We start from the raw sequence: 13891 nt of genomic DNA, 5'->3' as shown, positions 1-13891 counted from the left end.
GAATCTGTTAGGTTTTTCGTAGGCTGACGTCTGAGTACAAAACAACAATAGAAATAAACAATACTTGCATTTCCTAAACATATATTAAGAAGTGTTTTATAGCGAAAAAAATAACTATTTTTGAAATTCATTAAAAATTAAGATTATGGCATTAGAAATAACAGACGCAACATTCGAAGAAACAGTTTTAAAAAGCGATAAGCCTGTATTGGTTGACTTTTGGGCAGCCTGGTGTGGACCTTGCCGAATGGTAGGACCAATCATTGAGGAAATAAGCAAAGAATATGACGGGAAAGCTGTTGTAGGAAAAGTTGACGTAGATGCAAACCAAGAGTTTGCTGCAAAATACGGTGTAAGAAACATCCCAACTGTTTTGGTATTCCAAAATGGTGAAGTAGTAGGACGTCAAGTAGGCGTTGCTCCTAAAAATGTTTATGCAGAAGCGATTGATTCACTTTTGTAATCATTAAGCAAAAAAATAAATCACTAAAAGGCTTGGCATATCGCTAAGCCTTTTTTTATATTAGTAGAATGTCTGGTCGAGCGCAGTCGAGACCTCATTAAAAAAAAACAAGTATCAAAAACCTCTCGACTGCGCTCGAGGGGACAGACCAATAAATATGAAAAAAACAGATAAAGTACAGGATAAAATTGAAAATAAACTATTAGAGGAACGCAAAGTATTCCTTTGGGGAATGGTGGACGACAAAAGTGCCAAACACGTTGTAGATAGGTTATTGTACTTAGACGCCTTAAACCACGACGAAATTAAGTTTTATATCAATAGCCCAGGAGGCTATGTAACTTCAGGTTTTTCTATCTATGATATGCTGAAGGAAATTAATAGCCCCGTTTCAACAATTTGTACAGGATTAGCAGCTTCAATGGGTAGTATTTTACTATCTGCAGGTGAAAAAGGCAAGCGATTTATTCAGCCACACGCTAGAGTTATGATTCACCAACCAAGCGGTGGAGCTCGTGGAGTTGCAAGCGATATTGAAATTACTGCTCAAGAAATTTTAAAAACAAAAGAAATAAGCGCTAGAATTCTAGCAGATAATTGCGGACAGGATTTTGAAAAAGTAATGAAAGACTTCAACCGTGATCATTGGATGGACGCTGAAGAATCAGTAGCTTACGGGATAGTAGATGGAATTTTAAAATAATTCTTTTAATACATTTTCGGTATAAAACTTGAAAATAGATTGAAAATACAAATCACATAAAAAAACAAACATGAAAAAGACATTATTCGTTTTTGGTTTAGCCATGATAACATTGGTTGGCTGTAAAAATGAAGAAAAAAAAGAAGTAATTAATGCAGAAACCATTGATGAAGTAGTTTCGGATGTTGTGGACGAGCACAATTCTCAAAACTCACTAGACTGGTCTGGTGTTTACGAAGGAACGCTTCCATGTGCAGACTGCGAGGGTATTAAAACAGTTATTGAACTAAAAGAAGACAATACCTACACAATCTCTCAAACCTACCTTAAAGGCCCAGAAAACACCGAAGAATTTAAAAATAACGGTACTTTCTCTTGGGATGAAGCAGGATCAAAAGTAATTCTAAAGAATGGTGAAGAAACTTCACAATATAAAGTAGGTGAAAACCAAATTACAATGCTGAACGCTAACGGAGAGATGGCAGAAGGTGAATTAGCTGATTTTTATATTTTGAAGAAAAAATAAAATTCTAGCTTTAAAATAAGTCCTTTTTTATAATCTTTATGATACGAGTAAACCTTGTGTCATAAAGATTATTAATTAATAACCATGGCTAAGTAATTTTAAAATTTCCAAATATTATAAAACTGCTTTTAAGCGCAGATTCAGTAAAATACATACCTATTCAACTTTGCTCTGATTGACAATATGGATATAGAAAAAGAAATAAACGAGATTGTAGGTTTTAAAAACCTCGAGCTACTTGCAAAACAAGTGGTAGAAGGCTTTATTTCTGGACTTCATAAGAGTCCATTTCACGGATTTTCCGCAGAATTCGCAGAGCATAAAATTTACAATAATGGCGAAAGCACCAAGCATATAGATTGGAAGTTGTTCGCTAAAACAGACAAACTCTATACTAAGCGCTACGAGGAGGAAACAAATTTGCGATGTCACTTAATTGTAGACAATAGTAGCTCAATGCACTACCCAAAACTCAAGCAGTTTAACATCAACTCATTAAACAAAATTGGATTTTCGGTTTTAGCTTCAGCAGCTATTATGAATTTAATGAAACGCCAACGTGATGCCGTTGGGTTAAGTATTTATAGTGATGAGTACGAATTTTACGCATCGGAAAAAGGAAGCGAGCGCCATCATCAAATGCTGCTTCAAAAGCTAAATGAAGCCTTGCTTTCACCTAAAGAGAAAGCACAGACTAAAACCTATGAGCATCTGCATTTAATCGCTGAAAAGCTTAAGAGACGTTCTTTAGTGTTTCTATTTACTGATATGTTTCAAAACGACACTGAAGAAGAAAAACTATTTGAAGCACTTCAACATTTAAAATACAACAAACACGAAGTAATTCTATTCCATACATTCGATAAGAAGCGGGAAGTAAATTTCGATTTTTCCAATCGCCCTAAACGTTTTGTAGATGTTGAGACTGGCGAATATGTAAACCTTTACGCCGAAAATATAAAGGAGCAATACGAAGAAGCAGTTCAAAATTATTTTAAAGAACTAGAATTGCGTTGTGCACAATACCGTATAAAGTACGTTTTAGCAGATACCAACGAGAGCTTTAATAAGATTTTGACCACTTATTTGGTAGAACGGCAGAAGTTTGGATGATAAAATATCGTCTACTATCGGTAGCAGTGGGTTTTTTGTGAAATTTAAACCGTTTGATACTCACTGAAAACTAGCGAATTGCAATTAAAAGAAATATTTTTTTAATTTTTTTCAAAAAATAGTTTGTGAAAACGAATTGGAGTAGTATATTTGCCACCGCTTAATACAGCAAGGAACAAGTTCCAAAATGTATTGGTAACAATTTTTCACAATGCCTAACTGTTGTTAGGGTCTCCCGAAAGGAAGATTGAAAAAATTGGTCTGGTAGTTCAGTTGGTTAGAATACCTGCCTGTCACGCAGGGGGTCGCGAGTTCGAGTCTCGTCCAGACCGCTAAAGGGGTTATCAAAAACCCTCAAAACCTTGTAAATCTTATGATTTGCAAGGTTTTATGTTTTTAGGGCAATCATATAATTTCATATCATTTGCATCTAAAAGGTCACAAATCGTCAACATATTTTTTTATCTTCGATTATGTTGACAGAATAACGTAACTTGCTCATATTAGTAAAGTTGATTTGACTTTCGTCTCAATAAATGTTTAACCATTAAAGACGACAACTATGCGAACTTCATCAACATTTTCAATATTGTTTTGGGTATACGGAAAACGTGCCGTAAACAACAAAGCAAATATCTACGTTCGGGTTACCTTAAACGGCAAACGTGTTAATATCAGTCTCAAAAGGAAAATCAACGTTTCTACTTGGGATGAGAAATTACAAAGAGCAAATGGAACCGATAAAGATTCCCGTATTCTCAATCTTTATTTAAACGAAGTACAATCTAAGGTATATAGGATTTACGAAGATTTCAAGAGGGAAGAAGTGCCTTTTACTTCCCAGATGGTTAAAGCCAAATTTTTGGGCGAGGACAAAACACGTTTTTCCTTTCAAAACCTTGTTGACTACTACAATGAAAAGATGCAACACAAATTGCATAAGAATACGATGTCTCAATATAAGACCAGTCAGCGGTATATGTTGGAATTTATTTTAAAAGAATACAAACTGACAGACTTCCCACTTTCCAATCTCGAATACAGCTTTATAATAGGGTTTGAAGATTTCCTACGTTCGTATATACCAAAGAATGGTCAATCCAAAATTGGCAATAATACTGCAATGAAGCATATTAAACGTTTACGTAGAATGGTTACTCTTGCCTACCGAATGAAATGGATTGAAAGAGACCCCTTTGTCAATTTTAAAATGAAAATAGAAAAGAAGGAACGCAGTTTTCTTACCAACTTTGAATTATTGAGTATTGAAGAATTGTCTTCTTCTATAGAACGTCTTGCGGTAGTGAAAGATTTGTTTGTTTTTAGCTGTTATACCGGTATTTCCTACGTAGATATTGTTCAGTTAACTGAAAATAATATTGTTACCGGCATCGACGGCAGCCCTTGGATAATGGCTAAAAGAGTAAAAACAGGTGCGCCGTTTAAAATCCCACTTCTGCCTAAAGCTGCAAACTTAATAGATAAATACAAAGACCACTATCGAACCAATAATACATCGAATCTTTTGCCCAAGTTATCCAATCAAAAACTGAACAGTTACTTAAAGGAAATAGCTGATTTGTGTGGTATCAAAAAAAACCTAACTTTCCATATGGCCCGTCATACCTTTGCTACTACGGTAACTTTGAGTAATGGTGTTCCAATAGAAACTGTATCTAAATTATTAGGACATACTAAATTGTCCACTACTCAGATCTATGCGAGGGTCGTTGAGAGAAAAGTTAGTGATGATATGGCGCTTCTCAAGTCAAAGATTGGCTAATGAAATTCCACCTGCTTTGCAGGTGGAAATGTTCTGATAATTATGCCTTTTTGTTCAGTATGTTGGAAAAACGGGCGCCTCCATAAGTTGAACCTTCAAGAAGTTTCATTTTTCAGAACTGGCCTTATTGGCCTCCTATGGGAGCTAGCCAAAGCCACCTTCTAAGAAGATGGGATTTTTACTGGTTAAACTTATTATTTATGAGATCCGGCACCTCTTATTTACCGTGCCTTGGCAATGATCTTTCGGGTACCTTATCCATATTTTCCGATATTCAGCTCTCAAGGATCTACTTTAGAAACTAATAGGAACAGTATTGTTTTTCAGTAATGTCGGAAGCTTTCGTGAATTTATGGTGGACGGTCTTTCTTGTCAGCAGGATGCCATTACAGGTTCTGTTGAGCTGTTTGGCAGACATGTATTATTAAGAGATTTTCTATATAATGATATAGCGATTCACTGTGGTTGTATGCTTTTTGGAGATATAAGGCCGAAAAACGTTGGTAGTAGTATTTTAATAATCGAGTAATTGTTTACCAATTAAACTCCTTTATTTTAAACGTCAATATCCATTCCTACCAAAATCATACTCTATTAAAATTTGAAACAAGATAAACAGAGTAATAATGATGTCCGAGATTAGGGAGAAAAAATAAGATAAAAGACCTGATTTTTTTGACGGTTTTTGAACTAAAAGTGTAACTTTATAACTCCTTAATAATGGGAAAGTTCTTTTATTTATTGAGGCTGGCGTATAAAGATTACTATCCCTTCGGGATGCCGATGCCAAACAGAAACCAGGAGGGCGCGTACCGCTACGCCTACCAAGGGCAGGAGAAAGATGCGGAGACCGGAATGGAGGCGTTCGAGCTTAGGCTCTGGGATGCGAGGATTGGTAGGTGGTTAACTACTGACCCTTATGGGCAATATGCATCGCCTTATATGGGAATGGGGAATAATCCTATTTCAAATATCGACCCTGATGGGGGTTCGGACTGCCCTAATCCGCCTTGTAATCAAGGGGAATCCACTGTATTCAATTATCTTTCAGGAGAATATGAACTTGATCTTAATGATGGTTTCGCTCTTGATGCCGTAGACCTTGGCACATTACAGGGTACGTCATTATCTTTTTATGATGTTGCGAGCAATTTAGTATGGGCTCTAAACGGTGGTATGCTTTGGAATGATTTGGGTTATGATGAACCACCCCAATTAATTGGAACATTGGGAATTTCTGGAGGAGCGAGAGCGATTTCTACGGCCTTTCAAACCACCAATAAAAGCGTTAATCAATTGTCAAAATATGGTTTTCAAGCCCTTAATCACATAGATGATGTTGACGGAGTTAGTGGCTTATATGTTTTTGATGATGCTACAAGAGGAATGCTGCCTTACGTTGGTAAATCAAATGTAAGTATTGCCTCAAGGCTTAATAGCCATTATAATGCTGGTAGAATTGGGGGGCAAGTTTATTTTAAACCTTTGTCTGGTAACAGTATTTTTCTTGAAGTACAAGAAACAATTATGATGAATCATCTTGGTGGAAAGCTTGGTACTGCTAATAAGATTTTTCCTGTAAGCCCAGCAAGAAATGTACGATTAAATTTAGGAATAACAAATTATGGTAGTATTTTTTAATTAGTGAATATGAATTTAAAAATAGAGGAAAGACTTCCAATAGAGTATAAAGGGTTTTTATTTAGAAAGTCGAACAACGCATTAATCCTTAACTCTGATGATTATAATGGAGCTATCCAGATTATGAAAAAAGATAGCATTAATAATTTAGAGATTAATTCTAATTTTTTTAAAGAAAATCATCTCGACTTTTTGCGCAAATTTGATTTTATAGAGGGATTAACAATTATAAGTTCAATCATAAAAGACATATCCCCTATCCAGATATTAACAAATTTAAAAACTTTAAACATTGAACATAAATTAAAAGGAGAACTAGATTTTCAATCTTTCAAAAATTTACAGGAATGCTCTTTTGTTTGGGGGATACGGGGGAGCGAAACAATATTTGATACTTTGTCATTGCTTAAATTACGAATAGACAATTATGATAAATATGAGATTATCGAAATATCCAATTTAAAGAAGTTGCACTCGCTATCCTTATATTATGCTACTATTATTAACTTACAAGGAATTAGTCGTTTAAAAAATTTAACAAAGCTCGACCTCACGGGTTGTGTGTATCTTGAAGACATAGAAAAGATAAATGAATTAACAAGTCTACGGGAATTACGCTTAGATGATTGTAAGAATTTGACTACTCTTAAACCAGTAAATAATTTACAGAAATTACAACATTTATCGTTCAACAATATAGGGAGTCTATCATCTATAGTATATCTTAACTCACTCAGTAATTTGGAAGAAATATTTTTCTCTGACAATACGAATATTAAAGACGGTAATTTGAATAACTTAGAATACTTATTTCAAAAGGCTAAACTAAAAAAAGCTATATTTAAAAATAGAAGACATTATACTCACAAACCACAGGATTTAGGGTTTGAGGTGCCAGATGTTGTAGCAAATATTTTTCGTAAAAAATAAAAAGGTAGTATCTCACAAAGTGTGTAAAGTATAAAATATCGAGGGTTGCAACCCTCGATATTTTTTTGTTTAATCTTGCCTGTCGGCAGACAGGTTTTAAAATTTACACACTTATGAAGAAAGAAGATTTTCTAAACGACGATTTTTTAAAGCAGTTCAAAACAGGAGGCGAACTGACCTCCTTTCTAAAGTCCATCCAAAAGCGAGATATTGAAAAGATGCTCGAAGGCGAACTTGATGCTCATCTGGATTATGATAGACACCAACAATCTGATAACAGCAATACCCGTAACGGCTATGCTTCCAAAAAGATAAAAACAGCATTGGGCGAGACTAATATTAAAGTTCCCAGAGACCGGGAAGCCTCTTTTAATCCCATGCTTGTTCCAAAACGCACCAACATGGTTGATGGCATAGAAAACGTGATTATCAGCCTTTATGCTAAGGGCATGAGTAATTCAGATATAGAAGAACAAATCCGAGAAGTTTACAATTTTGATGTGTCTACATCCACCATATCCCGCATCACGGATAAAGTCACCAATGATATTGTTGCCTGGCAGAACAGACCATTGGAACCTGTATATCTAATTACTTGGATGGATGGTATTGTATTTAAGGTTCGGGAGAACTCCAAGGTCATCAACAAAACCATGTACATTGCCGTAGGACTGCGCAGAGATGGTAAAAAGGAAGTCTTGGGACTTTGGTTGGGCAAGAATGAATCGGCAGCCTTTTGGATGAGTGTGCTAACCGATATTAAGGCCAGAGGCGTTCAGGATCTGCTTATCACGGCCACAGACAATCTTAACGGCTTTACCGATACCATTAAAAACGTTTTTCCTGAATCTAAAACCCAAATCTGCGTGGTGCATCAAATTAGAAATGCTTGTCGCTATGTGGTTTGGAAAGACAAGAAGGAATTTACAAAGGACATGAAAAGCATCTACGATGCACCCACCAAGAGCGCCGCTAAAGCAGCTCTGGAGGACTTTGCTAAAAAATGGGAGCACAAGTACTCATATGCTATTAAAAGCTGGAATGATAACTGGGAAGAACTTACCGCTTTCTATGAATTCCCTATCGAAATCAGGAAAATCATTTACACTACCAACCTTATTGAAAACCTTAATGGAAAAATTAGGAAATACACTAAAAACAAGCTCTCATTTCCAACGGATGAGGCTGTTATGAAGTCTACTTTTTTAGCCCTTAGAGAGGCAACTAAGAAATGGTCTATGCCCATTAGAAACTGGGGCATTATTTTAAACCAATTTTTAACTATATTTGAAAAAAGGGTTCAACTTTAAAAAAGCCAAACCCTCGATTTTTAACTTACACACTTTACGGGATAGTGTCTGACATTTTTTTTAAGCCACTTTATTAGTTTTCCCTCTTAATTTAATTTCCATTTCTAGAGGGGAAATATACCCTAGAGATGAATGTAGTCTTTCATTATTATACCAGTTTATATAATCTTCTACAGAACTATGCAATTGGGAGTAAGTGGTGTATTTAAAACGGTATAACCATTCATTTTTAATTGTTTTAAAAAAGCTCTCAGCCACAGCATTGTCCCTGCAATTTCCTTTTCTACTCATGCTCTGGACAACTTTTTTGTTGAAAGAAAAGAGGTTAACCATTTTATTACATGCATATTGTACTCCACGATCCGAATGAAAAATAAGCCCAGGACTAATAGTTCTGCTTGATCTAGCGTGAAGCCATGCTTTGATAATCGTATTTTCGGTAGTCATATCCTCACTTAATGACCAACCTATGACTTTCCTATCAGCCAAATCTATTATTGTCGTTAAGTAGTTCCAATCATTGTTAACTCTAATGTATGTTATGTCAGAGACCCATTTCTGCCCAAGTTTCGAGCTATCAAACTCCCTATTTAGCTTGTTTTCTGAAATCCCAAATGAATGATTGGAGTCCGTTGTTATTTTGTGCCTTCTTCTTAAAACACTCTTCAAACCCATTTCTTTCATTAATATGGCTATATATGAACGACTATAGAAAAGCTTTTCTCTCTCCAGCGCTTTTTGAATTCTATAACTACCATAGATTTGTCTGCTTCTATTAAAAATCAAACGTATGTGTTCTTTCAATAGAACACCAGATGCTTTCTCAAGAATCTGATCTTTTGTTTTTTCCCAATTATAATAAGCGTTTCTACTAACGTCCATGCATTTACACATCCTCTCGACTGTATAGTTATCAATGTTATTTGAAATAAATTGATACCTCACCTGTCGTTCTTGGAGAAGATGCTTACTGCCTTTTTTAATATATCGCGTTCCATGGTTATTTCTCGAAGCTCCTTTTTCAAGGCCTTCAATTCTATTTCTTCTTGAGACAACTCCTTTTTCTTAGTAAAGTCACCTGATTTAGCTTCGTATTCTCTTCTCCATCGCCTTACCATACTGTCATTTAGATCGTACTCAGTACATACCTCTTTAATTGGTCTGCCTGATTTTACTAATTCTACGATTAGAACCTTAAAATCGTTTTCATGTTTTCTTGCCATATGTTAAATTTAATCATTTAGGGCTTAATTAAGTTGTCACAACAAATATAGACACTCCATGTGCCTTTGTCTTCGAAATGAGGGGCATAAATGTAGGAAGGGCCAATAGCAAAAGAATGCCAATAATAGCCAATACCATTAGCATTTCGTTTAGGGTAAAGGCTTTTACTTTTTTAAATTTCATCTCAAATTACATCTTACTGATTCAATAATATCCAAATATATAATAACTATAATAAAGTATTAAAATTTTCATAACTAAAAATTCTTTCGAAAAAAATTTAAAAATTGAAATGGCTCCTAAAAAGAAAGAAAAATTTTATAAACAGTTTAAATACAGATATTTGTATCTTAAATTGAAATTTTGAACAAAAATCTACATTATTTATTAGGATGCATTTCATTGAAAAAATCTTCTTTTATTTGTTAATAAAATCTTAATTTTTATATATTTGAAACTTTCCCCTTTTTAATAAATTTTATAAGATTGTTCTCTTGGTTTCAAGTTGCCAAGTGGAGCATCCATATTTAACAACCAAAAAAGTATACCCAATGAGAAACCAGTTTATTTCACTCCTCGTAATTATGCTCTTTTCTTTCCTAGGGGCATTCGCTCAGAATTCTGATGGCAACAATTTTAATTCCTATTTCACAGATCCTTATGCGAATATTGTTCCTCCTACGCCCAATGCGGCCAATTTTATGCATTATGGAAATATGCCCGTAAACGCTTCTACTGGACTGCCTATCATTTCCATTCCAATTTTTACTATTGAAGAGGATGGGGTTCAGGTGCCTATTACCCTCAGTTATAATGCCTCAGGAATAAAAGTTGATGATGTATCCTCAACTGTGGGGTTAAAATGGACCCTCAATGCGGGGGGTATGATTTCTAGGACAATCAATGATCTTAATGATTTTAGTGCTTCTGGAAATTTTGGATGGGTGATAAATAATGCTAATGGGAAAAGTCATTTTGACGAATGGATGGAGCAAAATGATCCTTTCGATTATAGCGTTAAATATAACAGGAATAATATATTAAAACCTTTTATAGAATCACACGATAACTTCCCTGATAATTTTAATTACAGTTTTCTTAGTTACTCAAACACTTTTGTATTTAAACCTAACGGGGATATTATTAAGGGAGACTATAAAGATAATTTGCTATTGGGAAGCGTGGATGAAAATAATTTTGAATTTAATGACATATATGGAAATAAATATTATTTTAATACCCTAGAGAAAAATAAAGTCGTGACAAATACTTTTATTGAAGGAGGGGATCAATTTACAAGTAATCGGACTGAGGATAATGTGGGATGGATGCTCAGCAGTATTTCGACCAAAAATGGTAAAACCATTAATTTTATATATGATGAGTATGATTTTGATTATGGATACAATCTTGCTTCACAACAATTGGTGTCGGCACCAGAGTGGGAATGTGGAGTAGGAGCTCCTTTCGGTTCGATAAATGAAGGTGCTGCTTTTAAGTTTGATCATAGGGTTACCGCTACCAGAATTGACAATGAGACCAAGAATCAATTGGTGCGCTTTATTCGAACTGACAATGTGGAAGTGGAATTCGTATATACCAATGGTCCCGTCAATGGTAAAAGTGTATCGGGATGGGATGAACGCATTGACAGGATAATCATAAGGGACAGAATTCAAAACAAAGAAAAGGAATTTCATTTTACTTATGACGTTTTTGATGGTGATCCACGTTTGAAACTCACTCAAATCCAGGAAAAAGGATACAACAATAAATGGAAGCCATCTTATAAGTTTACTTATGACCCCAGCAACTACTTCGGTTTACCTAACCCCAATTCATTTGGAAAGGATTATAAAGGATATTATAATGGTCGAGACTATCCAAAAAACACATCTCTTTTACCAAAAACTGAATTTACCCTTAATCGTAAATATTCTTATACAATGCAGTATACTATACATGAGTATCCAGCATATGAAAAATTGTCTGACAGATATTATTCGGAGCCTTTTCTCAAAATAGGTTCATTGATAAAGATAGAGTATCCAACTGGTGGGAAAACAGAATTTTCATATGAAGCTAATGCAATTGGAATAAATGATCAAGAACCATTGCTTGAGACCCGTAGTTTTTTGATGACCAATCATTTTAATGAAGGTACCAGTACTCCTTACAATGGGATTTACCCTTATGTATATAGCCAATTGGTAAAAATGGATAATGTTGTTGGTCGAATTCGACTAATTTTAGACCCCAGTTCCATCTGTCCCGATTGCCCTTGTTCTGATTGTCAAGGAACCCTTGAACAACCAGTGTTGTATATATATGAGTACTTTGGAGAATTATTAGATGATCCTATTGATTATAGTAAAGTGGGGGTTATTGTCGCACAAGAACCTATTAAAGAATCAAATTCAACTACGCCTAATTATATGGACTTTAATCCTTCTCCAAATACGGATAAATATATTATTATGATGAAACTTGGCGGTTCGGCCTCACCCTATAACGGATCAGATGACTATCCAATGTTATTAAACCTTGATTGGAATAAAAAAGCGGTGAATAGTTCTGGGAATGTGATTTTCCAAAAACACTATTTTGGTGGTCTTCGTATAAAGGAAATTAAAGATGTAGATGTTGATGGAAACACCTATAATCACACAAAGTATAAGTATGATTCAGATATAATCCTAAATCCCGTTCAAACGGCTAATAATATTCAAACATTGGGGGGACAAGATATTTTTACTCCTGAAAGACAATGGATGCCAAATACAAATGTTGTTAATGGATATTGCTACTCTGAAGTGGAAATAGAGAAACTTGGCTCTGGAGCACAAGGGATGATTAAGGAGTATTATATGGCAAACAGATCTTTTAGGAATGTTTATGGAGGGGAGTTATACCGAAAAGAGGTATTTGATAAGGACGGAAACATCCAATCCGTTGAACAAACTGATTTTAAATCATCAGGAATATTTGATTACAATTTAACATTCGCAGTTCCATCAACGCAAGACACACCTTACGTAAACGATAGGACTAAAACTTGCATATATCAAGTTGGGGGACAAACTTTAGTATGGTCAGATGACTGGCCATACGGTGACTACAGCAACAACACAGGAACTCAGTATTATAGGGGCGGTTGGCGAGTACCGGACTCTACTATCACTACACAATTCTTAAAGCATAATAATGAATTGAAACCTGTTACAACTGTCAAAAAATATATTTATAAGACTTCTCCACTTTTGGTCATAAGGGAGATTATCGACACTCGCTTTACAGCTTTAGTCAACGGCGGTGAGATCACGGGCTATGTGCTGAACAACGACAATGGGGAGGTTATTATGACCGACTACAAGTATACTAGAGACTCTTCGATTACACCACCACTACCAGTAACCATCCCCGATGGTCTCCCAATCAGCAAGGAAGTTAAAAACGGCACCACAAAAGTGGTCGGAGAGTTTTATGAGTATGATACTGCGGGGAACATAAAGAACACCTACCGTTACAACAAAGGTGTTGGCTCCCATAACGGCCCTAATTATGTACCATCAGATTATAAGCTTGAAGTCTCTTATTTAATTGATGAAGGTAAGCCTACACAAATACAATCTAAGGATGGAGTGTTCACTTCTTATATATGGGGTTATGGAAAGCAGTATCCTATAGCAAAGATTGAAAATGCTTCGAATCAAGCAATTGCTTCTGCATTAAATATCTCGGTTGCCACCTTGTTAACATACGACGAAACAAATTTAGCAGCCCTCAATAACCTCCGTGCTTTACTGCCAAATACCCAGGTTTTCACCTATACCTATAGCCCATTGGTAGGTGTGACTTCAATTACAGATCCTAAAGGTTATACCATGACCTATAAATATGATGACTTCGGCAGACTCCAATTCGTAAAAGATATGGACAATAACGTCCTGAGCGAGAACCAATACCACTATATAAACGACTAACCATCCAAATATGAGATATTTTTTGTACACCCTGCTATTTCTCTTTTTGTTTCCGTTGGTGGCCCTCGGGCAGACCAGCCCCACCCATGACCAGAACTACGTCCGGCAGATAAGCTACCAGACCGAACTTAACGAAGCACAGGTTGTGGCTATCAACGCGGCAAATTCCCCTTCAAACAACGACAAGAAGATAGAGAACATCGTTTATTACGACG

At 35.5% G+C, this 13891-nt stretch carries 13 protein-coding genes and 1 tRNA gene; 11 read left to right on the top strand and 3 right to left on the bottom strand.

What is annotated here, in order from left to right:
- Positions 1-145: 145 nt before the first annotated feature.
- The 9 genes from trxA (at position 146) to G3A46_RS08810 (ending at position 8469) form a co-directional block, all read left to right on the top strand.
- Positions 146-463: a thioredoxin gene (gene trxA / locus G3A46_RS08850; protein WP_068761863.1), complete on the top strand. Its 318-nt coding sequence runs from the start codon at positions 146-148 to the stop codon at positions 461-463.
- A 157-nt stretch (positions 464-620) separates the two neighbouring features.
- Positions 621-1166 carry an ATP-dependent Clp protease proteolytic subunit gene (locus G3A46_RS08845; RefSeq protein ID WP_165148995.1) on the top strand — a complete coding sequence of 182 codons (546 nt, stop codon included), beginning with the start codon at positions 621-623 and terminating at the stop codon, positions 1164-1166.
- A 70-nt stretch (positions 1167-1236) separates the two neighbouring features.
- Entirely contained in the window at positions 1237-1692 is a 456-nt protein-coding gene (locus tag G3A46_RS08840) for a copper resistance protein NlpE (protein WP_165148992.1), read from the top strand.
- A 183-nt stretch (positions 1693-1875) separates the two neighbouring features.
- Positions 1876-2805, top strand: coding sequence for a DUF58 domain-containing protein (locus tag G3A46_RS08835; RefSeq protein ID WP_165148989.1), 930 nt, complete (start codon positions 1876-1878; stop codon positions 2803-2805).
- 258 nt (positions 2806-3063) lie between these two features.
- Positions 3064-3137, top strand: a tRNA-Asp gene (locus tag G3A46_RS08830).
- A gap of 230 nt (positions 3138-3367) precedes the next feature.
- A complete protein-coding gene (locus tag G3A46_RS08825; RefSeq protein WP_165148986.1) occupies positions 3368-4588 on the top strand; it encodes a site-specific integrase in 1221 nt (406 codons plus the stop codon).
- Positions 4589-5308: 720 nt separating this feature from the next.
- Entirely contained in the window at positions 5309-6229 is a 921-nt protein-coding gene (locus G3A46_RS08820; protein WP_165148983.1) for an RHS repeat-associated core domain-containing protein, read from the top strand.
- A 9-nt stretch (positions 6230-6238) separates the two neighbouring features.
- Positions 6239-7159: a leucine-rich repeat protein gene (locus G3A46_RS08815; protein ID WP_165148980.1), complete on the top strand. Its 921-nt coding sequence runs from the start codon at positions 6239-6241 to the stop codon at positions 7157-7159.
- A gap of 113 nt (positions 7160-7272) precedes the next feature.
- On the top strand, positions 7273-8469 hold the full coding sequence (locus G3A46_RS08810) for an IS256 family transposase (RefSeq protein WP_165148977.1): 1197 nt from the start codon (positions 7273-7275) through the stop codon (positions 8467-8469).
- 60 nt (positions 8470-8529) lie between these two features.
- On the opposite strand, the gene G3A46_RS08805 is transcribed toward G3A46_RS08810, so the two are convergent.
- Genes G3A46_RS08805 through G3A46_RS08800 form a run of 3 tightly spaced genes read right to left on the bottom strand, consistent with a single transcriptional unit; the run spans position 8530 to position 9876 of the window.
- Positions 8530-9453: an IS3 family transposase gene (locus tag G3A46_RS08805; protein ID WP_241836883.1), complete on the bottom strand. Its 924-nt coding sequence runs from the start codon at positions 9451-9453 to the stop codon at positions 8530-8532.
- Positions 9411-9692, bottom strand: coding sequence for a transposase (locus G3A46_RS14350; protein ID WP_241836877.1), 282 nt, complete (start codon positions 9690-9692; stop codon positions 9411-9413). Before G3A46_RS14350 ends, G3A46_RS08805 begins: the two co-directional genes overlap by 43 nt.
- Positions 9693-9720: 28 nt before the next feature.
- Positions 9721-9876: a prepilin-type N-terminal cleavage/methylation domain-containing protein gene (locus G3A46_RS08800; protein WP_165148971.1), complete on the bottom strand. Its 156-nt coding sequence runs from the start codon at positions 9874-9876 to the stop codon at positions 9721-9723.
- A 368-nt stretch (positions 9877-10244) separates the two neighbouring features.
- On the opposite strand from G3A46_RS08800, the gene G3A46_RS08795 reads away from it, so the two are divergent.
- A complete protein-coding gene (locus tag G3A46_RS08795) occupies positions 10245-13676 on the top strand; it encodes an RHS repeat protein (protein ID WP_165148968.1) in 3432 nt (1143 codons plus the stop codon).
- A 10-nt stretch (positions 13677-13686) separates the two neighbouring features.
- The coding region (locus G3A46_RS14255) for a hypothetical protein (protein WP_206735993.1) at positions 13687-13891 on the top strand (205 nt) is incomplete at its 3' end.

The organism is Aequorivita sp. KMM 9714 (assembly GCF_011065475.1).
Classification (GTDB): Bacteria; Bacteroidota; Bacteroidia; order Flavobacteriales; family Flavobacteriaceae; genus Aequorivita; species Aequorivita sinensis.
The sequence above is the reverse complement of the archived record's forward strand: the minus strand, read 5'-3'. Positions and strand labels throughout refer to the sequence as shown.